Source organism: Clostridium zhoujianii (assembly GCF_051590805.1).
GTDB lineage: Bacteria > Bacillota > Clostridia > Clostridiales > Clostridiaceae > Clostridium.
In genome coordinates this window covers 995,444-1,021,299 of sequence record NZ_JBPUTF010000001.1, presented here as the reverse complement: position 1 = coordinate 1,021,299, position 25,856 = coordinate 995,444, and the positions used below count along the sequence as shown (strand labels likewise).

The window sequence follows — 25,856 nt, the reverse complement described above, 5'->3', positions numbered from 1 at the left end:
TCTTCTACTTTTCCTTAGTTAAACTAGATAAAAATCCATAAAAAAAGAATTATATCAGAATAAAAAATTTAATTATTCTAATACAATTCCCCTTTATATATGTCATCCTTTAGCTTATTAAATTAAAGCTTTTCTTATAAAGCTATTCTTCCCTACCTTGCAGGGTATTTTTACCTTACAGATCATTCCAGGATGGGGACAACTATCTATCTTTTCCCCCTCTTCATTGTATAACTCTTCTACAATAAATGATTCACTCATTGAGTTTGGTGATAAAATTTCAACCCTATCACCTAATACAAACTTATTTCTTTGTTTACAAGTAGCAATTTGAGTCTCTTCATCGTATTCATGAACAATAGCTACCATATCATACTCTCTAACATGGTCATTAGTATGATAAATCTGTCCATCACTCTTAGGTTCATTAAAGAAAAATCCTGTTGAATACTCTCTATGACTCACCTTATAAAGTTCATCATATAGCTCCTTAGGTAATTTATAATTCTCAGGATCACTATAATATAAATCAATTGCTTGTCTGTATGCATTTACAACTATAGCAACATAATACTCACTTTTATTTCGCCCTTCTATTTTTAATGACGAAATTCCAGCTTCCATAAGCTCTGGAATATATTCTATCATTGATAAATCTTTCGAATTCATAATATATGTACCATTTGAATCTTCTTCAATTGGGAAATACTCATTTGCTCTCTTTTCTTCAACTAAAGAGTACTTCCATCTACAAGATTGAGCACAGGCTCCTCTATTAGAATCTCTACCTGTCATATAGCTTGAAAGTAGGCACCTTCCTGAATATGAAATACACATTGAGCCATGAACAAATACTTCAAGTTCTAATTCTTCTGATATATTCTCCCGAATTTTTTTTATTTCCTTTAGTGAACATTCTCGTCCTAGAACCACACGCTCTGCTCCAAGAGTTTCCCACATATTACAGGCCTCGTAATTAACTGTATTTGCCTGTGTACTTACATGAATAGGAAGGTTCGTATGCTTCTTTACAGTTGAAAATACTCCAAGGTCTGATACCAAAACTGCATCAATACCTATTTCCTCTAACTTTTTTAGAAATTCTGGTAATCTATCAATATCCTCACTTCTAGGCATTACATTAACTGTACAGTACATTTTCTTCCCAAGACTATGGGCTATTTCCACCCCTTCTTTCATTTCCTCATAGGAAAAATTTTGTGTTGTAGCTCTTAAAGAAAAGAACTTACCTCCAAAGTAAACTGCATCTGCTCCATATTGAAATGCTATTTTAAGTTTTTCTAAACTTCCTGCTGGTGCTAATAATTCTGGTTTTTTATACTTATGTTTCATTTCTATATCTTCCTTACCTTCTTATATTTTATAACTATAATTATTCTATTATGACATTAACAAAAACTCACTTCTAAATCAACTTAAAAGTGAGTTTTTTATATAGTTAAATGTTACTTCTTCACCTTTATCTGCTAACATATTCAGTAACCTTTCTAATATTTCTCTTGTTTCCTTATGAAGAATATAATAATCCTTTTCTCTATTATAATATTCTATAGAGCTTTTATCAGTATACTTGTCCCTCTCATAGTTTTTCGAAGCACACATTCTATCTATAAACATCTCAACTACGTAATTAATAGGCATTTTCATACCTATTACTCCATCCTCAGCTTTTATACCATAATCAATCCAATATTCAAAGTGATGTTTATTTCTTCCTTTGTGATGAAGCCATGCTCTTGAGTATCCTTCTTTAACCTTTTGAATACCATTTGGGCTTCTATTCCCCTGGTAATATTTTATACCAGCTGAAAATTCAATCCATTTATATTTCGATAAATCATGTAATATACCTTGCTTATATAAACCTACTTTAAAGCAGTATTTCATAACTAGCATTTTATGATTTGTGATTGTTCTAAAATGATCTATTGCATTCATTTTCATTTTCTCCCACTATATCTTATCTAATAGCTTTTAAGGTCTCTATCCTCTACTATAATAGCATTTTTGACAATATAAGGACAAGAGCATCAACTCTTATAAGATGATACTCTTGTCCTTTATATAAATAATTTTAAGATATAATTCCGTTTTATATAATTATTCAGTATAACAAACAACAGGTGCACCAGCTTGAATATTATCAAATACTGCCTGTGCTACTTCATATGGTGCATTCACACATCCATGAGAACCAGCTGCTATATAAATATCCTTTCCAAACTCATCTCTCCAAAGTGCATCATGAAGACCAATCCCACCGTTGAATGGCATCCAAAAGTTAACAGGTGTTTTATAATCCTCTCCTGTAAGGGTTGCATTTCTCTCTTTATACTTTAACATATAAGTTCCTGCTGGTGTCCCCCAATTATTAACTATATTACCTGTAACAATATCACCTTCAGTTATAAGAGCACCATCTTTATAAAACCACATATGTTGTGTAGTTAAATTAATCTCCAGATAGGTATTGCCTATATCATTTCCATCACGAGATGCACCACTTTGACTGTACTTTGGTACTTTTGTAATGTCTTGTCCTTCCTTTATAGCTGCAATTAATTCTTCTGTTTCCTCTGAACGATTAATTTTCCAACCATAATCTCCACCTGGAACCTCTACTGTCTTTCCTAATGAAGTAGTAAATGTTCTTGTCTTTCCAACAGTGTTGTACTTATATCCCAATTCATCAATATATCTTTTAACCTTAGATTCATTAAAAACAACTTCATAATTATCATTAACAGTAATCCATTTATTTATTGTAGATCCATCTAGTACTTCTGTATTATTTCCAATATTATAAGTAATTTTTGATGATACATACTTATCAGCTGTATTTTTAGCCTCTAATACTTCCTGAGACTTAGCTGTAAATCTTGGATTTTCATAACAATTAGCGGATTCTAAATCTAGTGTTGTTTGCCCTTCTAGTATTGCCTTTGTTACTTCTTCATACAAAGTATTCTTATTTATTTTATTTCCATAAACTTCATCAACTATTACATAACCATTCTCAGTGTATTCTAAAGCTGCATTCCGGGGCTCAGTTACATTTTCACTCTTAAGTGCTGACAGAGTATCAATAACTTTCTTTAACAAATTTTCATCATATGAGACTACCTCATACTTTTCCTCTTCTTCCGATTTGAATAATGCTGAAATCCAACCATAAGGACTCTGACTATTCTTTATCTTTTGGATTGTCTCAGTTGCTTCATATCTCAATCCAAAATCAGCCGCCTTAAGTTCTTCTTTATGATTTCCCCTTCCCTCTAAAGTTAATGTGTATTTCTCAATTTCAGAAATGATTTTATTTTCTACTTCTTCAACTGTTTTTCTTGAAACATCCATTCCATTAATTTTAGATCCTAAATAGAAATGATTTCTAAAATACATTGATCCACCTAAGTATATAATAAGTAAAATGAAAAAAGGAATTGCAGTACCTATTGCAATCTTCTTACCTTTACTTAGCTTTTTATCCATAATAATTTCTCCTTTCCCAAAACATTTTAATAATTACCAAAATAATTCCATTTTCATCAACCTAATAATTATATAATATTTTTTTAATAAGTTCAAAGGCTGATATCCTTTACCTAAAAAACTTTTGTTCTATTTATTTTATACTTTCATAGATTTTATATTTACTAATGTGATTATTTTGAAATTTCTTATCAATATAATTTATAACTATTCGAAATAATTATATATTACTCTATTATCGCCTATAGTTCTTATATTATTTAGAGGTTTATTATAGATTAAAAAAAATATACTTATTATTTGACTTATACTTAACTTTAACAATTTAAATCACTATAGATTTATAAAGTTTACTAATAATTAAAATAAGAAAATCACTTGCATGTTCGCAAGTGATTTTCTTATTTTAATATTTATTCTATAATTGTTTTCATTTTTCTTCTATTTCCTCTTTTGCCTTATCATTGTAGTCTCTACTTTTCTCACCCATTTTCTTATATATATCTTCTTTCATATTCTTGACATAGTCACTTTCCTCAATATCAGCTTTAAAATCAATCCCAATCTTCTCAGATAATAGTACTGCAAGTAAACTTTCTACAGCATTAACATTTCCACCATTTTCTCCACCACCCATAGTAACTACATTATTAGGTACTATATTGATTTTTCCTTCCTTAATTGAATCAGTAAATTTAGTCATTACATCTTGAATTACTTGATATTGAGGCCCTCCATATGCATTAACTTGTTCCTTTGTTGCAATAGCTTGGGCAATACCAAGTCTTGCTTTCATTTCTGCCTGAGCTTCTCCTAATCTTTTAACCTTATAGGATTCAGCGTCAGCAAGAGTTTTTTGCTTTTCAGCATCTTGTTTAGCCTTTTCCAATTCGGCCTTACCAATATTGTCTTGTATCTTAATGTTAATTTCTGATTTAGTAAGTTCAGATTGTTGATCAGCTTTAGCTTGGAACTCTTTTAATTCCTTCTCTTTCTCACTAGCTTTCATTTGACTACTGTATGTTTCAATCTTTTCCTTTGCTAATTGTCTATCACTTAATTGTTTTAGAATCTCTTCAATTTTCTTATCCCCATTTGGTGAAGGAGTTCCAATTAATACTTCCTCAAGTTCTAGATTATAATTTTCAAACTTTGACTTCATTTCATCAGTGGCTTGCTTCTGAATTTCTGAGCGATTTTGAATCAGTTGTATTAATGTCATTTTCTGAGCTATATTTTTAAAGTATGAGGAAACCATGGGATCTAATGTCTGATCAACTAATCTCTTTATATCTCCAAATCTTTGAATAACAAGAGGTGCTTTTTTATAATCTATATGAACAACAACTGAAAGTGGTAATGTTGGTTCAAAAGCATCCATAGTTATTAATGTTACTTCTTTTAAATTCTCATCAAATTTATGTCCCCCAACCTCAGATTGAACCCATTTTAATATAAAGTTAGTTGTAGGAACTTGAGTTAAAATTCCTGCTGAAAGATTATATGAATACTTACCTGGCTTTAATGGATTTGCCCATATCCCTTTACATCCCTCTTCTACTAGTTCTCCATGAGTATAAGTACTTCCAGATACATCTATTCCTTTCTTACCAACAAAGGAATTTACTACACCTGCAAAACCCACTGGAATAATTGTCTTTGGAATAATATCTATACTTGCAAACAAACGATTTATAAAATAAGTCCCGTCACTAATTACTTGATATTGCTTTCCCCTATATCCGCCAGCTCTTAAGAATGCCTCTGTATTTTGGAAGTTATTGTGATATGTTTCTGGATCTGTTGGATCTTCGCCAACTACTGGTGCTATTATCTCTCCATTTCTCAATGAAGGTCCATCTTGAACTGTTATAATCCCCATAGGATCTTTAATAATCTCTCCAAAAGCATTTCTAGTACCTTCTTTTATTACTACTGGCCTAAATCCATTTTGAGCCCTTAAGTCATCTGACATTCTTGCAATCTGATCTATTTCAAGCTTATTACCTATATTTACATAAAGATCTTTAGCTTCTGTTAGTATTATAAATATACTAAGATTGAAAGCATAGGTTCCTTCTCTCAGAATAGACCTTTGTGGTCCTTTCTGGCCTCCGTTAGCTAAAAAGGATTTAGTATCTTGATAATTTGCACAGTCTACCACTCTGCCTAAGGTCTGTGTTTCATTTAGTGGCTCCCCATCTCTAGCAAAAATATATCCTATTTGTCCTTGAGGAATTGTTACTAATGGACACTTTAAAACTTTGTATATTAAACAAGATTTGAAATGTATACCTGTTCTTAGAACATCTGGCTGAAATCCTGCTTCTCCATTTAATGCAATAAACCTTCCATCTTTTAGGTTACCTCGTGGAGACCACCATTTCTCCACTACCCCTACTTCATCTGTGCTAATTATTCTGAGTCCTAATACTTTGAAAATTAATAAATAAGCAGCTATCAAAGCTACTATAACTAAAACCCCAGGTAAAATAAATTGTTTAATCTCTTCCAATATAAGCATCCCCTTTTAATTTTGTATTCATTTTTTAATTTTTATATTAAATTCTAAATGAATATACTCTATTTATATTCACCTTGGCATTTTTTATCCACTTTATTTCACCATACAATTATTAGTTTATTTTCTTATTTCTCTAAAATAAATTTTTCCTTTCAGAACATTTTTATAATCCTCTATATGGACAGTAATTTTCTTATAAGTAAAAAAGCTACCCTTAATATTTAAGATAGCTTTTTTTCATTAGAATCTTTAATTAATCCTCAAGATATCCCTTTATGCTTTGTTGGAATTTAAATATATTAAAAGGATCGTATTTGTTTTTTATCCTTCTAAGTCTCTTTACATGATTTCCATAATATCTAATTTCATAATTTTTTATATCTGAGTATGGAAAATTAACATATGAACCTATAAAGAACCCCTTCATTATTTCAAATTGCTCTTTAAACCATTCTTCATTAACTTCTTGGTAATTATCCTCTTCCCATACTGTTTGAATTCCTAATATATACTGGCATCCTCTATAATAAAATGCTGTGCTATTTTTATCTTTATCATTAACAGCTCCACCTAATCCATACAAGGTTACTGCTATATATACTGATCCTGCAGGTCTCATTCTTATATATTGAAGTATTCTTACTAGTTCTGACTTACTATATTTTTTATATACAAATCCACCGGTAGATTTAAATTTTTCATAGGGAGCATAAATAGATCCAATCTTCCGAGTTGCCTCTAAAAAAGTAATATACTCAATTTTAATCTTAACACTACTATTTATATCTATTAGAGGTTTGATTATTTCTAAGGCTTCCTCTTCTCTTCCATAAAATAATCCAATTATATAAATTCCTCTTCCATCTTCCTCTGAATTAAAAAAACTAACCCTAAAGTTAATTCTCCTATCTAAATTTGGAAACATATTTTGTAGAATATCAAATATCTCAACCTCTTCCTCAAGTGGTAATTCATCATAATTTATTGATAGTAAAGTAACCTTATTGATCTTAGGTGGTAAAGAAAATGTCATAGATACTATAATGCCAAAGTTACCTCCTCCAGCACCTCTTAATGCCCAAAAAAGGTCTGAATTACAGTATTGGTTGGCTATTATTGTCTCACCTTTATAATTGATAATCTCTACCTCTTTAAGGCTATCACAACCTAATCCAAAAATTCTTGAAGAAAATCCCCAACCTCCACCTTGAGCATAACCTGCTACTCCAACTGTAAGACAAGAGCCACCTGGAAATGGATATCCCCTAACTCCAAGAGACTCATAAATATGAAAATTACTTACTCCTCCATCAACTTTAATTATTCCTTTCTCTTCATTTATATATATATTATCCATTTTACTTATATCAATAACTAATATATCATTGCCAATAGAATAACCTTCATAATTATGTCCTCCTGTCCTGACTCTTATGTCTACATCATTTCTCCTTGACCAACAAATTGCATTAACTACATCAATTTTCTTAAAACAATAGACAATAGCTATAGGAAATCTCTGTATTGATCTATTCCATATCTCTCTATCTACATTATAGCTACTACTCCTTCTAGTTACTAATTCACCTGTTATTCCATCAAAATTATATTTCATAATGACATCCTCATTTTTATTATATTTACGTAATATATTATGATGTAAACTATAACTTTGTTACTAATATTTGTTACTAATATTAGTTCATAATTTATTTTAATATAAGAGTATAGAGCCCTAGCACTAGGGCTAGAGCTCTGTTATTATTTTAAGTTAATTGTAAATTCTTCTCCTACAGGACTCCAATTTTCACCCCATTTACCATTTGTAAACACAGATTTCCCCTCATAAAGTCTAAGAGTTACACTTGTAACATCATCTCCAAATACTGGTCTCTTTGTACTAGATCCATCTGGTCCATCATATAGTGTATATACGCCTTCATTAACTTCACCCTCTTTATAATTTGGATAACGAGGATACATTATTAATTTATTACCTAAATTATCAGTTCCTTCAAGTCGGTTACTTACTAAATCTTTCGATGGTGCCTCGTAGTTTTTTGTATATATTTTTAATCCTGTATTCGTATTAGCATAACCTTCAAATACAATCTTCTCTCCATTGCTGAATGTATAATCGTAATTCCCATCAAATTTTGTTATTTCTATAGAATTTTCTTTATTATCAGCTTTTACTGTATATTTTAAAATCCATGGTCCATTAAGTGCATTCCCATCATTCTCTATGATTTTGTCATAATTTATTTCTACATCTAAATTTTTATCTAATTCATCATTCATTAAAGTAATTATAAATTCTTTTTGTATTGTATTTTCATCTACTAATTTATCTGTTGATTGACACTCTAGTATTCCAGATTCTTCATAATTTTCTCTTATTTGTAGTATATCTGCTATATTTGATCCATTTATAGATATGCTAGCCCCATAGACTCCTCGCTTTCTTGATTCAAATTCACGTCGTTCATCATTCATTTCCATAGTACCTTTTCTTACTTCTTCTCTAAGATATGCCTCTTCATCTTCATTCAAATCTAGAGGTTTATCATTTTTCCCATAAGCACTAATCTTGCCATCATCACCAACTGTATAATATGTGATTTGCTTAATATTTTCTGTTTTAGCTCCTTCCTCATTTGCTCTAATTACTTCTCCATTAATCGAATCTGGGACTCCCTTTTCAAAAGTCATAGTATAAACTAGTCTTACCTCTCTTCCATTTCTATAACTTTCATCTAACTTTATACTCACACCATTTTTATTAACCATCTCATCTAATGGCACTATATAATCTGATGAGTAATTCTTGCTAAAATCTAGTTTACTTGCTATTTCATTTGCACTTGCCCAAACAGCATCTCTTACACTTCCATTAGACAATGCTACTGCTAAAGCCATAGCTGCTGCAGTTATTGCTATTTTTACTTTTTTATTTTTATTTTTATTTTTATTTATTCCATTTCCATTTTTTTTAATATTATTTTTTATCTTTTCTTTTTCCATATCATTAAATCCTTCCATATCTAATTCCTCAGCACTAAATTCTTCTGAGTTAAATTTAGCATCATTTAACATATCATATATATCTCTACTCATAGAGTTACCCCCTATTGTTTGCTACTTCTTGTAGCCTTCTTATTTTTTTCTTCCCCTTAGAAATCCTATTATAAATAATCTCTCTCTTTAGCCCTGTTTCTTTAACTATTTCTAAAATATCCTTTTCCTCAAGATAGATTTTCCTAAATAATTCCCTATCCTCTTCTTTTAGGTAACTAAGTAAAATTCCTAACTCCTCCTCTAAGGCTTTTATTGTAATCCCATTATATGTATTATCTGGAGTACTTAAATTTAATTCATCTATATTTTCATAAGCCAACTCTCTTAAATACTTTCTTTTATAATCAATAGATTTAAATTTAGCTATCCCAATTACCCAGTTCTTAAATTCACTTCTCTTTTCGTCAAACTTGTCTATATTATTCCAGATACCTAGTAAAATATCGTTAATACACTCATCTTGAAGGCTACTTAAGTTATATAATTGTTTCTTAACTACTACCTTTATTAAGCCGCCATAGTTATCTATCACATAATCCAATGCTTTTTCATTTCTTCTTCTCAATAACAAAATATAATTTTCTTCATTAACTTTCATATTGATTCTCCTTTATACTTGCAAGTAAATAATCATTTTCCTCCTCTAATTATTACTTCGTATAAATTATACCAAATCTATCCATATGGTTAAATTTTCTTTATCAGCCTTAACCATTACTTAATTATTTAAATTGGGTATACTAAATTCATTAATGAAAAAGGAGTTTTTATTATGAGTAAAGAAAAAAAAATAAATAATTTAAAAGATCTTCAAGTAAAATCATCTAAGAATTGTGCTAAGCCTTCTAAGGAGCCTAATGATGGATACTTTATTGAAAGGGATCCTAGTGATAGCTTTAGTTCTGAAGGTACTGTTAGGTATGGTGAAGAACAAGATGCTGATGATTTATAAATAATCACCTCTTAAATTTCCACATTAAAATAAGGACTCTCACATGTCCTTTTAATTCTACTCCTAATGGGAGATGTATCCTTAAAAGAAAGGTGAGAATCCTTATTGTTATAAATTCTATCTATAATAATTTATTACTCCACATAGCAAACAATTGGAGTACCAGCTTCAATATTACTAAAAACTTTACTTGCCACAGGATAAGGCAAGTTAACGCAACCATGTGATCCATTTGTTTTATAAATAGATCCTCCAAATGTACCTCTCCAAGTTGCATCATGAAGTCCAATACCTCCATTAAATGGCATCCAGAAACTAACTGGCGATTCATAATCTTCACCTTTAAGTACTGTATCCCTTTGTTTATACTTTAATCTATAAGTTCCTGCTGGAGTTGTATGATTTAAACTAACATTTCCTGTAACAATATCACCTTCAACTACAAGTGCTCCATCCTTATAAAACCACATATGCTGCTTACTTAAATTAATCTCTACATAAGTTTTTCCTATATCACTTTCACCTTTAGCAAAGGCTGTTTGTGTATATTCAGCATCCCTTGATGTAGTCTTACTCTCTTTTATATCAGCTATTATACCTGATACATCATCTGTAGTATCGACTTTCCATCCATAATCTCCACCTGGAACAGATACTACCTTACCTTCTGTTGTGGTAAACTTCCTTGTTTTCCCCAAGGTATTATACTTACTTCCTAAGGAGTTAACATATTCTTTAACTTTCGATTCATCAAAAACAACTTCATAATTATCATTTACAGTAAGCCACTGATTTATTATTCTCCCATCAATCAACTCTGGATGGTCAGCTACTGTATATGTTATTTTTGAATCTACATATTTATTTAAGGTTTTTACAATCTCCTTAGTTTCCTTAGAATCAGCTTTATATTCAGGTTCTTTATAGCACTTTGCTGACTCTAAATCTATTATTTTTCCACCCTTATATATTTCACTAACTATATTAGAATATAAATATTCTTTATCAACACTATTGCCATATATCTCATTAATAACCCTATATTCATTATTCTTATACTCAAATCCAGCATTTTTAGATTCAACTATATTTTTACTATCAAAAAAAGATAAAGCATCTATCTTTTCTTTTAACTTTTCTTCATTAAAAGAAACTATATCCGATGTCTCAATCTCATCAGTACTAAAAATCCCTATAATCCATCCAAAGGGATTCTGTTTATCCTTCAATCTTTTAACCTCCTCTTCTGTATCATATTTAAGATCAATCTCTCTTCCTTTAATAGAATCTGTAACCCCATCTTTACCTTTTAACTCTAATAAATATGAATCTGCTTCTGATAGTATTTCTTCATGAGCCTCATCAATAGTCTTACCTGACACACTAATTGAATTTATTGATGAACCTAGATAAAAATGATTAGAAAAATACATTGATGTAATTACATATATTCCTAGTAAAATAGAAAATGTTATAATACCTGCCTTTACGAATTTAGAATGTTTCTTCTTTCCCTTGCTCATAATACTCCCCCCTTCAATATAGATTATTACCATTTTTTATCATTTTAATTATATGAACTGTTCACTCTAATAGTTCCAATACTTTATTGTTATCTACTCTATATTTATGAGGTAAGTTTTAAATTTAAAACTATTATAATCACTTTACATAAAAAAATTATTAAACAATTTCTTATTTATTTTCATAAAATAAAACTAGCACTTTTAAATGCTAGTTTTCTATGTTTATATTAAAAATTACACTATTATTTTTTGAGACTATTGAAAAATCTAAATTACTGTGTTTATCTAAAATAGATTTAACAATATATAACCCTAATCCTGTACCGCCAGTATTAGAATTCCGCGATTTATCAACTCTATAAAAAGCTTTAAATATGTTAATTAAATCATCCTCTTCTATCTCTACGCCACTATTTTTCACCCTAAATACCGAACTATTAAGACCTACAACTATCCTCTCATTAATTGGAGAATGTTGAATAGCATTTCCTATTATATTTGAGAAGACCTTATTTAGTAGCTTTTTATCGCCTACAACAAATACTTCTTTTTCTATATTCTCATCAAGCTTTATCATCTTCTGCTCTATAAAGTAATAATTGTCTCTTAAGATTTCCCTAATTAGCTTTGATACATCTACCCTTTCAAGATTTAATTGAAAATCTAGATTATCAAACTTAGATAAATCTAATAATTCTAAAACTAATTGCTCCATCTTCTTAATAACTTCATAAGATTCTTTTAAATACTTATCTCTATCATTATACTTCCCAATACTATGAATCATTCCTTCTAACTGACCCCTTAGAACGGTAATTGGAGATTTTAATTCATGGGATATAGTTTGTATGAATTCCTTTCTCTCTTTTTCAATCTTCCTTTCATTATCAATATCCTGTTGCAACTTAAAATTAGCCGACTCCAAATTTTTAATACCAGCATATAAATTTTCACTCATAATATTTAATGACTTTGACAATTGGGCTATCTCATCATTTCCCTTTGGATAAAACTTTTCTGTAAAATTCAAATTAGACATCTTCTTTGCCTTCTTTGTTATCTCAATTAAGGGTTTACTTATTATCATTGAATAAAAATATGAAATTGTAAGAGCAATTACTACAATTGCCAATATAGCAAAAGGGAAAAATATCTTTATTGTTGTTTCAGTTTCATCTATTGCTTTAATAGGTATGTCAAGATATACTATACAATTCTTATTTATTTGCTTAAAATAAAACTCCTCTTCCTTTCTCATTATAGAAGTCTTTTTTTTAGATAACCCTGGTAAGACACCTCTATCTGAATGATTAAATCCTTCCCTAACTGAAGAGTATATACGCCTTCCATCTTCGTCCACTATAAACATAATTAAGTTATTATCATAAGAAAATTTATCTAATATCTCATAAGGATTTTCATAGCTATTACTACTTAAATCATTTGTTAATGTATTAATTTTACTTTCAATTGTTGCAACCTTATAACGATAAAAGACTCTCGGCATAAATATATAAAACGCTATATATAGGATCAAAAATCCAAATATTATTACTGAAGTGGATACTACAAATATTTTCTTTTTAATTCCTAAATTATTAAATTTATTTTTCAAGAACATAACCAATTCCTATTAATGTTTTTATATAATTAGCATTTATCTTTTTTCTTAAGTTCTTAACATGAGCATCAATTACTCTTGTATCCTCAAAGTAATCTGTTCCCCAAACCTTTTCTATAATAAGTTCCCTTGTAACTACCATTGGATATGACTTTACTAAAAGCTTTAAAATATTAAATTCTTTTAATGTAAGTTCAATTTCTTCCCCTTTAATATAGACCTTATATGAATTCTCATCTATATTTAAATCTTTATATTCTAGCAAATTATCGTTAATCTTCTGATTTCCTTTTCTTTTCAATATTACTTCTACTCTTTTTATTAAAATATTATATGAAAAAGGCTTTGTGATATAATCATCCGCTTCTAAATCAAATCCTTTAATCTCATCTTCTTCATTTCCTAAGGCAGTTAAAAATATAATTGGAATATATCTATTCTTTTTTCTTATCATCTTACAAAGATCGTATCCATTTAGATTTGGCATCATTACATCTAAAATTATCAAGTCATAGTTACCCTTTTTAAATTTCTCATAGCCTTCTACACCATCACTTGCTGCATCAACCTTATAATCTTGTGATAATAGAAATTCAACAATAAGTTCTTGAATCTTAACATCATCTTCTACTACTAAAATCTTTATATCCATATTTCTAACTACCCTTCATTTTACTTTACTTTAATTATTTTTTGTTTTTTAACCTGATAAATTTCATCTGCTACTTTAGCAATTTCTTTATCATGAGTGACCATCACAACAGTTTTACCTTCCTTATACACTATATCTTTAAATAAAGAAACAATTTCCTTAGAGGTTGACTCATCAAGATTTCCTGTTGGTTCATCTGCAATAATTAAATCACTTTCACAACATAATGCTCTTGCAATGGCAACTCTTTGTTGTTCACCCCCACTTAATGTTAGTACCTTTTGTTGACCCTTATCCTTAGTTAAGCCTACTCTATTTAGCATTTCTAAAGCAAACATTTTATTATTTCCCTTTTTAATTCCTTTAATAGACATAGCCGAAGTTATATTTTGAAGTGCTGTCATATAATTTAATAAGTTATATCCTTGAAATATTATTGAAACACACTTATTTCTATAGGCTTCAAGTCCAATATTTCTTATACTTTCACCTTCAAATACAATTGTACCTTCTTTGGGATGATCAAGTCCAGATATTAAAGATAGAAAGGTTGTCTTTCCAGACCCTGAACTTCCTATAATAGTATAAAATCTGCCTTTATTAAATTCTAATTCAATTTCATCTAATACATTTTGATTTTTATCGTACCAATAGGATACATTTTCTACTCTTAAAATACTTTCCATAATTATTTCCTCCTAGCTATGCTTACTTAATATTGTTTTAGGATTATATCTCATTATCATTACTGAAGGAACTATAGTTCCTAAAATCACTATTATGAATGCTAATTCTGCCATTTTCCCTACTTCATCAGTAGAAATATCTATATCTAATTCCTCAATCTTTTCAGTAGTTGTAATCAAACCACCTTTATTATTCCCAAAATTCATACCACCTGGTCTGTTAGGCATACCACCACCTTGCGTATTTGTTGCTATTGATTCTGTTGTAGTTAATTCTTTTTCTAAAAGAACATCGCCAATTTTACTACTAATTGCATTTCCAGCTATAATAGATAAACTAAAAGCTACTACTAAAACAATTAATGCCTCAACTAAGAATTGACCTATTACCTTTACTCTCCTTTCTCCTAAAGCCATTAACATTCCAATTTCGCTTGTTCTATCTTTTATTGATAGAATTATTATTAAAGCTAATATTACTCCTCCAAAAACTGATACTATAATAATTGTTGTTTTAGAAAATGAAGCAACATTTTCAATTGGTTTCATCATATCTTCATACTCTTTTGTTCCACCATCTACTGAATAAGTATCAAAATCTATTGTAGTGCTTTTTGCAAATTCAACAAATGAATCAACATTTAATGGATCATCTAAGTAAAATTTAATTGTATTAACCCCTGTTGTTGCTTCTTCAGAATTAATTGAGCTTACTAATGTATATGGTGCAATTATTGTATTATATGGAAGCTGAGAAGTATTAATAAATCCATTATCACTAACTTCTTTGCTAGATGTATATATCCCTATAACTTCAACTTGTATTACATTATTTCCATCTGTATCTTCAATTGAAAAAGTACTACCAACTGCCAATGAATTTTCATCTGCAAAAGTTTTTTCAACCATTACTACATTTGTATCTATATTACTTTCCGTTATTGACTCTCCTTCGCTTAGTACTGATTCGCCATTTACATATTCATCTGACATACTAAAATTATTAACTCCGCTTATTGTAATATCACCAGACATATGCATACCTTTGGGAATGTTATTTATAAATGAATTTCCACCATTTTCTTTGCCAAATCCCGCAATCTTATTTTCCGTAGTTGTTGTTTCCGCTTCTTTCTCTTTGCCAACGGGTAAAAGTTCTGTTAAGTTTGCACCAGCACTTTTACTTAAGTAATATCCTGTTACGTGATCATTTTCTTTTAGTAAATCTACATATTCTAAAGGTACATCTTTTTTCTCCATAGTAAGCCTTTTTCTTTCTCCAGCAGTACTACTGCCCTGTTCATTACTATCTCTTTGTTTTTGCATCATTTTCTCCATATTTTGAGATACAGTAACAACTGCTCCAAGTTTTTCTCTAGCTAGTACTGCGGCTGCTTGTGCCCCTGACTGTATTCCAAAAGATGCTAGTATTACTACACAAACTGTAAACATAATTCCAAGTAAAATTACCGTTCTACCTTTCTTTTCCTTTAATGTCAGTATTCCTCGTATTATAAAGTTCATTTTTATCACATTCCTTTACTTATATTTTTACTTTCATTAATATTAGCAAAGTAAATTGTATTTCTAATGAAGGACATGTGAATTTCATCTGTAATTTCTACACCTGTATTAATAATAAAAAAGCACCTAGGTTAGCATACTACCTAGGTGAATATTTCTTAGTTTAATATAGTTTTTATTAATTTAAAGCTTTCTTTAATCTTGCAATTGGCAACATATATATTATCCCTACTGAAAGCACACCTTCTAGTCCACCTCCAGAGAAATTATATATAAATGAATAAACTACAGGATTCATCCCCTCTGGAGCAAATTGTCCAAAGAAGACTATTCCAGATATAAAGTGTAATAGAGTACTTATAAGTACCGCTACTAAGCTACCTATTACAATATTCTTTTTACTATCTTTTCCAAATATATCGCTTAAACCTAATGCCATCTCTGGAAGTAAATAATCAAGTATTAATTGTGCTGGATGAACTATGTATCCTCCCATTAATAAGCTTAACAATCCTGTAATAAGTCCAGCAGTAACCCCTACCTTTCTTGAATATAAGATTGATACTAATAAAAGTGGTAACATGGAGAACATATTAATTCCTCCATCTTGAGGATACTTTATTACAGGTATCAATGATAACATATAGCTAATGGCACTAAACAATGCCACTACTACCATCTCTTTTGTAGTTAATTTAAGCTTTCTCATCTTATTAAAGTAAATTAGGAATGGAATTATAGAAATAAATAATAGAAAAGTATTAAACATCTTATTTATCTCCCAAGGAATATGCCATATTCCAAAAATCCATCTCATATATACTTGCATTCCTAAAGATTTTTATTAATTTCTCCTTATCATCTTCATTTAAATTCTCACATAACTTATTAGTGTAGTCTATCCATATTTTTGTGAAATTTGTATAGTCTTCACCACTATAAACATCTATCCAACTTCCATAAAAATTACCTTCAATTGATCCACTATAATTATCTTTAAGATATTTCCCTATAAAATTATAACTCCAGGTACAAGGTAATAATACTGCAACTATTTCTTCAATTGAACCTGTTAATGCTACACTCTTCATATAGCTTGTATAGCTTTCATTTGCTTTATGATAATCATAATTCTCTATATCAATAATATTTTCTCCAAATCCCTTTAGATAAGAAATATGATTTGCACTTTCATCATTAATAATACCATCTGCTCCTTCATAAAACATTTTCATATCATATATTTTGTTGCTTTTTATAACCCCCATACAGTATACTTTTGTATATTCTTTAAGATATAGATAGTCTTGTATAAGATAATTTTTAAACTTATCCTTATCTAAAGTACCTTCACCAATCTCCTTAATAAATGGATGTTCTAAATACCCCATCCATATATCCTTACTTCCTTTAAATAATTTTTCTGTAAATAACATATTTTCTCCTCCTACTTATACATATTCTTAATTTACATAATAAAAAAGCTATACCTATAGGCATAGCTTATATAATTCAAGATTAAAATATATTAATATTATAATTCTATAATAAGCTTTCCTACGCTAGCATTATCTAGTTCAGGTATAAGGGTCGGTTATCCTCTCAGCACATGGCTCCCCTAGCTATTTTATTTTTACAAAATATCAGAATATTATAACTTTACAACCTATAATATCCAAAATAATTATATCACTAATACTTAAATATTAGAAGGACTACTCTAAATTAATATAATTTGGTTAATATCCATCTTCGCCTTTACAATGTCTCTTTTACCTCTTCCTTATGATTTTTTTGAAATATATGAGCTTTTTCACTATAATAAAGTTATAAATCAAAGAGAGGAGATACTACATGTTGATGTAGTTAAGTTACTAATGAATAAAAATATTGTATTTTTTGATATTGATGGCACCTTAGTAAGTGAAGAAAATCATATCATTCCAGAAAGCACTAAAGAGGCAATTAAAAAGATAAGGGAAAATGGTCACCTAGCCTTTATTAATACAGGTAGGCCAGTATCAGAAATAACTAATACTCATAGAGAGATAGGTTTTGATGGATTAATTTGTGGTTGTGGTACTTACATTGAATATAATAATGAAGTTCTTCTTTACAAATCTCTTGGTAAAGAATTATCAAAGGAATTAGGACAAGCAATGCAAGAGTATAATTTAGATGGAGTATTGGAAGGTAGAAATGGTGTTTATTTTGATAACCTTGAAAATATAAAACATAAAGAAATTCTAAGAATTATAGATATACATAAAAATGAAGGCTTCTATAAAGGTACTACCTGGTATGAAGATAACTTAGATATTGACAAGCTAGTTATTTTCTTAAATGAAGATAGTAACTTTAATGGATTTTATGAAAAGTATAAAAATATATTCGATTTTATAAAAAGAGCTGATGATTTTTATGAATTAGTGCCTAGTGGATACTCTAAAGCATCAGGAATTAAGTATATAATAAATCATTTAAATATTCCTTATGAAAATACTTATGCTATAGGTGATAGCACTAATGATTTATCTATGCTTGAGTATGTTAATCATAGTATTGCAATGGGTAATAGTAATCCCATTCTATTTAATCTAGTTTCCTTTATTACTAAGAATCTTGAGGATGATGGAATACATCATGCCTTATCTCATTATAATATGCTTTAAATAAAAGACCCCAGCACCACTTATGCTGGGGTTCCCTATTTACTTTTACATTATCCTATTTTCCTTCTGTATTTGATATAACGCAAAATGCACTACTATTATTATATCCTTTAACTCCAATAACTTCTGTTATTTCTTTTGCCCCTATAGGTTCTGCCCCCTCTATTCTATAGTTTTTTAAATCCACCTTTTTAATTTCTACCTCAATTTGTTTTTCTAATTGTGGTACCCATTCATAGGGAACCCTATAAGCCCTATATATCATGTTCATACTTGGAACGTTATTTTCTACTTCTTTGTACGGATTTATATATTCCCATACTATCTCATGGTCAGATGTAATTTCAAATACCCGTCCATCTGATCCTTCAGTTATTAGTGTATTACCATTGGCAAGTCTTTGTGCACTACTTACAAAAGGACTATAAAATCTACTTGAATCTAGGGGCTCAACTAACCCAGCTTCCTTTGGAGTATATTGCCATACAATCTCTAATGTTACTGGATTAATTTCTAATACTCTAGAATAGTCCCTATGGGCATTTTGTCTGCCAGTTAGTGACACAGGATTAGTACTTCCATACCCGGCCCATCCCCCATTATCAAAGATTAGTATATTCCCTTCTCCCGGTAATCCCTTTGGTATCATATGCACATGGTGTTGACCAATAATCCACCCTAGTTTTTTTAAGGTTTCATTTTCATCATAGTATGGCCCAACCTTCCAAACAATTTTCCCACTACTTTTATCAATAATTGCAAAAATATTCGATTCCCTACTGCTCCAAATAATATTATTAGGGTTAAATCTCTCATCACCATCATCATACCATTTATTAGGACCTAATAAAGAAATGGAGTTTATATGCATCCAGTCCCCCATCCCCCCACCTACTGGCCTTATATTAGGATCCCTACAAATTACATTTTTAGCAGTCTCATTAAACCCTAACTCTTCAAAGTGCTCATTAATATTCCATTCCCAAATAATTTCCCCTTCCCATGTTACTTCGATTATCTTATCATCTAATAGTAACTTTTCACTTATATTATTATTCTTAATATTTTCATGACAAAGTATAAGTGTATTCCCTCTATCAACTAGTGGCTCTGATCCCGGTGCATAGTAACCAACGCTATTTCCTTCCCTTTGAAAGTCATGATGTTGTCTTGCCATCCATCTCGATTCCTCTCCATCATCATGAATATATTCTTTTTCTTCAAATTTCCAAACAATATTTCCATTCCAATCTACTTGTACTAAGTCAACCATATCCTGAATCCCATATTTAGGATTCCTCTCTCCAGTGCTTCCTAGTACATATCCCCCTGGGAATATTTTGTTAGGGAATCCTTGAAGCCCCTTCCATAGTTTAACCTCTTTTCCATTCATATTTATTAATAATGCTCCTAATCCATTAACCTGAAAGATAGTGTATCCACTCCATGATTTCTTTGGATTATAAAAAGTTACTCCAGTTGGATAAATTGTCGGATGTCCCATAATAAATTCCCCCTTTAATTACTAGTTTCTCTTATTTAAATATAAATTTTAATTTAAATTTGCTGCCTCATAAAATGAATTATCAACCCACCTATCTATATTGAAATCTTTAGATATTATTTTGTTTTCCAACATAAATTTTTTACTATTATTGAGCTTCTTCTTTTCTTCTTCTCCAACTTTAAGTGTAATATAATCAAATTTCTCCTTATCTTTACCATATAGATATTCTACGGACTCTTTGTCCAATCCTGATTTAGTAAATACCTCATAAGATTCATTTGTATTATCCTTAATAAATCTTTTTGCATCTAATAATGCTCTCTGTAATGCAATTACAGCCTCTTTATTTCCTTCCAGAAATTCATTAGTTCCAATTATAATTGACTGAGCACAAATTTCCTTATTATCCTTTGATGTATCAATAACTTTAGCCTGTTTCTTTGTCAAAACCAGTAAGGCTTCCTGAGTATCAGTTGTAACTAAAGCATCTATTGTTCCTCCTTGAAGAGCTGCTTCCCCATCACTAGTATTAATAAGTTCAACTTCATTTTTGCCTATACTATTATATTCTAATATTTGATACAAATATTTTTGCATATAAGTTCCTTTTGTAAATCCAATTTTTTTGCCTTTTAAATCCTTAATTGTACTTATATTTGAATCAGACTTAACAACTACTGCTGAATTTATATAATTATCAGATATTCCTATTAATGTTGTTTCAACCCCTTTTGATTTACTTAGAATTCCTGGAAAATCTGCATATACTGCTATATCAATTTCCTTTGCAGTAAGTGCTTCATTTACAGCAGGACCAGCTGCTGCAAAAGATTTATACTCTACTCTATATCCAACTTTCTTAAGTTCTTCTTCTATAAATTGCTTCTCTTGGGCTATCCCCGCTACCCCACCAATAAAATTTTGTGTCCCTGGATATCCTATTCTAACTACCTTATTCCCAGTATCCCCATTTTCATTTTTATCAACACATCCTACTAATACTACTACCATAATTAACCCTAATATTATTGATACTAGTTTTTTTCTCATTTCAATCTCTCCCTATATTCATTTATAATCTGATTTTATTTACCTAAACTCTCTGGCTTTTGAAATATACTAATGAATCTTGCTTCTTTAAATTGTATATTCTATTTCAACTTTATCCTCTTCAAAGAAATAGGAATATATTTTCTTTTTAATGCGTGAGAAATCTGCACTACCTCTGTCTCTATTTCTACCTAAATCAACCTTAACTATTTCTTTTATTTTCCCTGGTCTCTCAGACATTACAATAATTCTATCTGCTAAATATACTGCCTCTTCAATATCATGAGTAACCATAACCATAGTTGATTTTTCCTTTCCCCATATTCTTAATATTTCTTTTTGTAATAAAATCTTTGTTAATGCATCTAAAGCCCCAAAAGGTTCATCTAATAATAATACCTTTGGTTCGTTTATAAGTGCTCTTGCTATAGCTGCTCTTTGAGCCATGCCTCCAGATAACTGATGGGGATAAACATTTTCGAATCCTTCAAGTTTTACTAATTTTAAATGTTCCGATACTATACTTTCCCTCTTTATCTCTTCAAGCTTATCTAACCCTAGTCCTATATTCTCTTTTATAGTTAACCAAGGAAATAATCTATGCTCTTGAAAAACCATTCCTCTATCAACACCTGGTTTAATAATTCTATTTCCACCTAAGGTTACATTTCCATAATCATATTCTAATAATCCTGCAATAATTTTAAGCAATGTACTCTTCCCGCATCCACTCTTCCCAACAATTACTACAAACTCTCCTTCTTTTATATCCAAGTTAATATCACTTAATATCTTTATACTACTTCCATCAACATGGAAGCTTTTATTTAAGTTATCAATAACTAAATTATTATCTATCATTTTTAATACCTCCCCCATTATTTCCTTTCCCATGGAGTAATCTTTTTAGATGCTCTTGTTAAAATTTGATCCATTATAATTCCAATTAGCGCAATTGATATCATTCCAACAAAGACTACTTCTGGTTGCATTAAACTTCTTGCATCATTCATTCTATATCCTATCCCTGAACTTGAAGCTATTATTTCAGCTCCAACTACAGCCATCCATGATATTCCAAGTCCAAGCTTTAATCCTACAAATATTGAGGGTAGTGCAGATGGAAAATATATTTTCTTAAATAACTTCCACTTGCTTAGATTAAACATCTTACCAACCTCTATTAATCTCTCATCAACCCTCTTTATTCCATTAATAGTATTTAATAAAATAGGAAAAAAGGCTGCAATTACTATAACTATAATTTTTGATTTCTCTCCAATTCCAAACCATAAAACTATCAACGGAATCCATGCTAGCATTGGTATTTGTCTTATTCCACTAAAGGTTATAAAGAAGAAATTATTTATTTTATCACTCATCCCCATAAGTACACCTAGAGTAATACCTAGGGTTGCTGCCAGAAGATATCCTTCTAATACCCGTATCAAACTAATGCTAATATCTTGAACAAGTTGACCAGATATTATTTGACTCTTTAAAGATTCAAACACAGTTGGTATAGATGGTAATATTGCTGATGAAAATAATTGTATATTTGTTGCTGTGATCCATAGGACTACAATGATTATTGGTAAACATAGATAATTCCCTATTTTTCTGATACTACAGTTTTTCTTTTTCCTCTTCTCAATATTATTCTTAATTTCTTCGACTAAATTTTCTTGTGTCATTTTCATGTTATCGGCCCCCTTCTTTTTTATTTCATAGTTATTCTATATGAATACTATGTATTTACTAATTATATTCTTATTTCTATCAAATGTTAATAATATTAATAAATTCCAAATGTTAATTTTTTTATTTTGCTTGAATCTTAGTTAGTAACTACAAAATAAAAAATCCACTGTGTAACACAGCGGATTTCATTACTTTAAAAATTCTTAACCTCTATTAACTTTAATAAATGCCTAATAACCTATCAATAACTGCTACTAATTGTTCAACTTCAGGTTTACTTAGTTGAGCATCAGCTTTAACTGACTCACCCTTATGTTTTAACTCTTCGGTAATTAATGATGAGAATATAATAACTGGTAGCCTCTTTAAAACATCATTTTCCTTTATATTTCTTGTAAGCGTTAACCCATCCATTTGTGGCATTTCTATATCAGTAATTAATATTTGAGCATCTTCAATAAAGTCTTGCCCCTTCTTATCAACAAGACTATTGAAATAATCTAGTGCTTGTTTACCATCATCAAAAATTCTTAGGTCCCTAAACCCTGCTTTTGTTAATGTTTCTTTTAAAAGTCTTCTAATTAAGGCAGAATCGTCAGCTAATACTAATTTCACACCTGATCTATCCTTATATTCAACAGTTACAAGTCTTTCTTCACTTATTCCTGAACTTGGATTAATATCAGTAACTATCTTCTCAAAGTCAAGCATAATCATAAGTTTCTCACCTAATAGTATAGTTCCAACAGCTAAAGTTTCATCAAATAATTCATCTGGCTTTCTTATATCACTCCATTTTATACGATGAACTGCTACTATATCATCAATACTAAAGGCAACCTTAAGCTTATTAAACTCACAAACTATAACCTTAGAGCCTAAATTATTTATTTTTTGTCTTGTTACTATATATTTTAGATCAATTAATGTAAGAACTTCCCCTCTACACAGCATAAGTCCTGCTATCTCAGCCTTAGGATTTGGTAGTGATGTTATTCCATCCTTTGGCATCTCTATTACTTCTTTAACCTTTACTACATTAATTGCATAATGAGTTCCATTAACAACAAACTCAATAATCTCTAATTCACCATTGCCTGATTCTAATAATATATTATTATTCATAATTTTACCTCTCAATGCTTTTATAATCCATAGGATAGTAACCTATGGCTTCAGTATATTTATCGATATATTATGTGAATTCTTTAGACAAATAATTAAAAATCTCAGCACTATTGCTGAGATTTTTAAATTAATTTATATTAAGTGAATTATCCTTAATAAATTTATTCATTTCATAATCACTTCCACTTAATACTAATGTATCTCCACTTTCAATCTTTATAGTTCCTTTAGGTACTATAACCTCTTCTCCACGTTTTATCATTACAATAAGAATTTCATCTGGTATTCTCGCATCCATTACTTTTTTATTTGCCCAAATGCTATCGCTCTTAATATTATACTCTATTAATTTCGTTGCTCTTTCTTCTCTGTAATCATTAAATGTTTTAAGAACTGGTGCGTTATCATCTACAAGATTAAGCTTTGTTGCAACTTTTGGTATAAGAGTACCTTGAACTGCAACAGAGAATAATGCTATGAAGAATATTATATGAAATATATCTGAATCTATTAAGACTCCAGAATTCATAGCAAATATAGCAAAAACTATAGATGCTGCACCCCTAAGACCTACCCATGAAATAAAAATTTGCTCTTTTATAGGAACTTTAAACCAACTAAGTATACTAAATGTAGCAATAGGCCTTGCTATTAGGATCATAAATATTGAAATAGCAACTCCAGTAAACATAACTGCTGGTAATCTAGATGGGAATGCTAATAGTCCTAGTAAGAAGAATAATCCCATTTGTACTATCCATGATATTCCATCAAAGAAATGAACTAAACTCTTCTTATGAGGAATGGCACTATTTCCAATTATAATACCTGCAATATAAACACTTAAATATCCATTTCCACCAAGAGAATCGCTTAGAGAATAAGTTAATAAGGCCATGGCCGTAACAAATATAGGGTAGAATCCATCAATTTGGAAAGATATTCTATCTAATAACACAACAGCAATCTTTGCTAATACAAATCCTATTAAAAGACCAAAGATAACTTGAAGTAATAACATGGAGAAGATTGACTCTCCACTACCACTGGACATAAAGGTTAAAATAGTTATAGTAAGCATATATGACATAGGGTCATTGCTTCCACTTTCCAATTCCAGTAATGAAGCAAGTTCATCTTTTAAATTTAACTTTTGTGAACGTAATATTGAAAAAACTGATGCTGCATCTGTTGATGCCACAATAGCACCTATAAGTAATCCCTCAAGTAGGGTTGTTTTCATTATCCAATAGCAGAATAGTCCTGTAAGACCTCCTGTTATTGCTACGCCTATAGTCGACATGGCAACAGATTTAATTGCTACTGGTTTTGCCATTCTCCAATTAGTTCCAAAACCACCATAAAACATTATAAATGCAAGTCCAATAGAACATATTCTTTCTGTTAATGCATAATCATCAAAATAAATGCCACCGATTCCATCTGAGCCTAATAACATACCAAAGGCTATAAATATTAAAAGAATAGGTACTCCAAATTTGTATAAAGCCTTATCTGAGCTTATACATATTAAGAGAATTAAAATACTAAGTAAAACTAAATTAATCATACACTTCCTCCCATTATAAAATATTATTATGTTAAGTTATATAAGCATCACTCTAACCAAAATCTTAAATTCTTTTGATAAGGGTGCTAATAATCAATATCAATTAGTTATATTATAACATATTTATGCTTTTATTTTTTAATTTACCACTTAAA

22 protein-coding genes and 1 riboswitch are annotated in these 25,856 nt (G+C 29.8%); of the genes, 2 read left to right on the top strand and 20 right to left on the bottom strand.

All coding sequences use genetic code 11. The features are described 5' to 3' along the window. Positions 1–117: 117 nt before the first annotated feature. The 7 genes from ACSYT2_RS04820 to ACSYT2_RS04790 all read right to left on the bottom strand — a co-directional run bounded on the left by ACSYT2_RS04820 (position 118) and on the right by ACSYT2_RS04790 (position 9,710). Positions 118–1,353, bottom strand: a complete 1,236-nt coding sequence (locus ACSYT2_RS04820) for a peptidase U32 family protein (protein ID WP_430856047.1) — start codon at positions 1,351–1,353, stop codon at positions 118–120. Between the two features lie 78 nt (positions 1,354–1,431). After that, positions 1,432–1,959, bottom strand: a complete 528-nt coding sequence (locus ACSYT2_RS04815) for a DUF5662 family protein (RefSeq protein WP_430856045.1) — start codon at positions 1,957–1,959, stop codon at positions 1,432–1,434. A 162-nt stretch (positions 1,960–2,121) separates the two neighbouring features. Beyond that, the gene (locus ACSYT2_RS04810) at positions 2,122–3,510 is read right to left on the bottom strand and encodes a L,D-transpeptidase family protein (RefSeq protein ID WP_430856044.1); all 1,389 of its coding nucleotides are present in this window, start codon (positions 3,508–3,510) and stop codon (positions 2,122–2,124) included. Positions 3,511–3,940: 430 nt separating this feature from the next. After that, positions 3,941–6,025, bottom strand: coding sequence for an SPFH domain-containing protein (locus ACSYT2_RS04805; RefSeq protein WP_497527250.1), 2,085 nt, complete (start codon positions 6,023–6,025; stop codon positions 3,941–3,943). A 262-nt stretch (positions 6,026–6,287) separates the two neighbouring features. Continuing rightward, complete coding sequence (locus ACSYT2_RS04800; RefSeq protein ID WP_438384999.1) at positions 6,288–7,652, bottom strand: FAD-binding oxidoreductase; 1,365 nt, start codon at positions 7,650–7,652, stop codon at positions 6,288–6,290. Between the two features lie 143 nt (positions 7,653–7,795). Next, a complete protein-coding gene (locus ACSYT2_RS04795) occupies positions 7,796–9,151 on the bottom strand; it encodes a DUF4179 domain-containing protein (RefSeq protein WP_438383826.1) in 1,356 nt (451 codons plus the stop codon). Positions 9,152–9,155: 4 nt separating this feature from the next. Next, positions 9,156–9,710, bottom strand: a complete 555-nt coding sequence (locus tag ACSYT2_RS04790; protein WP_438383824.1) for a sigma-70 family RNA polymerase sigma factor — start codon at positions 9,708–9,710, stop codon at positions 9,156–9,158. A 174-nt stretch (positions 9,711–9,884) separates the two neighbouring features. Between ACSYT2_RS04790 and ACSYT2_RS04785 the strand changes: the two genes are divergently transcribed. After that, a complete protein-coding gene (locus tag ACSYT2_RS04785; protein WP_438383822.1) occupies positions 9,885–10,064 on the top strand; it encodes a hypothetical protein in 180 nt (59 codons plus the stop codon). A 134-nt stretch (positions 10,065–10,198) separates the two neighbouring features. Here ACSYT2_RS04785 and ACSYT2_RS04780 read toward each other — a convergent pair whose 3' ends face one another. The 7 genes from ACSYT2_RS04780 to tenA all read right to left on the bottom strand — a co-directional run bounded on the left by ACSYT2_RS04780 (position 10,199) and on the right by tenA (position 17,509). Then, complete coding sequence (locus ACSYT2_RS04780) at positions 10,199–11,587, bottom strand: L,D-transpeptidase family protein (protein ID WP_438383821.1); 1,389 nt, start codon at positions 11,585–11,587, stop codon at positions 10,199–10,201. A 211-nt stretch (positions 11,588–11,798) separates the two neighbouring features. Next, positions 11,799–13,097: a sensor histidine kinase gene (locus tag ACSYT2_RS04775; protein WP_438383819.1), complete on the bottom strand. Its 1,299-nt coding sequence runs from the start codon at positions 13,095–13,097 to the stop codon at positions 11,799–11,801. A 97-nt stretch (positions 13,098–13,194) separates the two neighbouring features. Further along, positions 13,195–13,863: a response regulator transcription factor gene (locus ACSYT2_RS04770; protein ID WP_438383818.1), complete on the bottom strand. Its 669-nt coding sequence runs from the start codon at positions 13,861–13,863 to the stop codon at positions 13,195–13,197. A gap of 20 nt (positions 13,864–13,883) precedes the next feature. After that, a complete protein-coding gene (locus ACSYT2_RS04765; protein ID WP_438383816.1) occupies positions 13,884–14,549 on the bottom strand; it encodes an ABC transporter ATP-binding protein in 666 nt (221 codons plus the stop codon). 12 nt (positions 14,550–14,561) lie between these two features. Beyond that, positions 14,562–16,073 (bottom strand): ABC transporter permease, encoded by a 1,512-nt coding sequence (locus ACSYT2_RS04760; RefSeq protein ID WP_438383814.1) that lies wholly within the window; start codon positions 16,071–16,073, stop codon positions 14,562–14,564. 178 nt (positions 16,074–16,251) lie between these two features. Continuing rightward, complete coding sequence (thiT, locus tag ACSYT2_RS04755) at positions 16,252–16,842, bottom strand: energy-coupled thiamine transporter ThiT (RefSeq protein WP_430856034.1); 591 nt, start codon at positions 16,840–16,842, stop codon at positions 16,252–16,254. Between the two features lies 1 nt (position 16,843). Then, positions 16,844–17,509 (bottom strand): thiaminase II, encoded by a 666-nt coding sequence (tenA, locus tag ACSYT2_RS04750; protein ID WP_438383811.1) that lies wholly within the window; start codon positions 17,507–17,509, stop codon positions 16,844–16,846. 101 nt (positions 17,510–17,610) lie between these two features. Then, positions 17,611–17,703: riboswitch (TPP riboswitch) on the bottom strand. A gap of 247 nt (positions 17,704–17,950) precedes the next feature. Here tenA and ACSYT2_RS04745 point away from each other — a divergent pair. Next, positions 17,951–18,745, top strand: a complete 795-nt coding sequence (locus tag ACSYT2_RS04745; protein WP_430856032.1) for an HAD family hydrolase — start codon at positions 17,951–17,953, stop codon at positions 18,743–18,745. Positions 18,746–18,800: 55 nt separating this feature from the next. On the opposite strand, the gene ACSYT2_RS04740 is transcribed toward ACSYT2_RS04745, so the two are convergent. The 6 genes from ACSYT2_RS04740 to ACSYT2_RS04715 all read right to left on the bottom strand — a co-directional run bounded on the left by ACSYT2_RS04740 (position 18,801) and on the right by ACSYT2_RS04715 (position 25,701). Further along, positions 18,801–20,249: an aryl-sulfate sulfotransferase gene (locus tag ACSYT2_RS04740; RefSeq protein ID WP_438383809.1), complete on the bottom strand. Its 1,449-nt coding sequence runs from the start codon at positions 20,247–20,249 to the stop codon at positions 18,801–18,803. 48 nt (positions 20,250–20,297) lie between these two features. After that, the gene (locus ACSYT2_RS04735) at positions 20,298–21,302 is read right to left on the bottom strand and encodes an ABC transporter substrate-binding protein (protein WP_438383808.1); all 1,005 of its coding nucleotides are present in this window, start codon (positions 21,300–21,302) and stop codon (positions 20,298–20,300) included. A gap of 87 nt (positions 21,303–21,389) precedes the next feature. Continuing rightward, positions 21,390–22,163: an ABC transporter ATP-binding protein gene (locus tag ACSYT2_RS04730; protein ID WP_430856029.1), complete on the bottom strand. Its 774-nt coding sequence runs from the start codon at positions 22,161–22,163 to the stop codon at positions 21,390–21,392. 17 nt (positions 22,164–22,180) lie between these two features. Continuing rightward, entirely contained in the window at positions 22,181–23,002 is an 822-nt protein-coding gene (locus ACSYT2_RS04725; protein ID WP_438383806.1) for an ABC transporter permease, read from the bottom strand. A 220-nt stretch (positions 23,003–23,222) separates the two neighbouring features. Further along, entirely contained in the window at positions 23,223–24,128 is a 906-nt protein-coding gene (locus ACSYT2_RS04720) for a chemotaxis protein (protein ID WP_430856027.1), read from the bottom strand. A gap of 130 nt (positions 24,129–24,258) precedes the next feature. Continuing rightward, positions 24,259–25,701 (bottom strand): potassium/proton antiporter, encoded by a 1,443-nt coding sequence (locus ACSYT2_RS04715; RefSeq protein WP_430856026.1) that lies wholly within the window; start codon positions 25,699–25,701, stop codon positions 24,259–24,261. Positions 25,702–25,856: the final 155 nt, after the last annotated feature.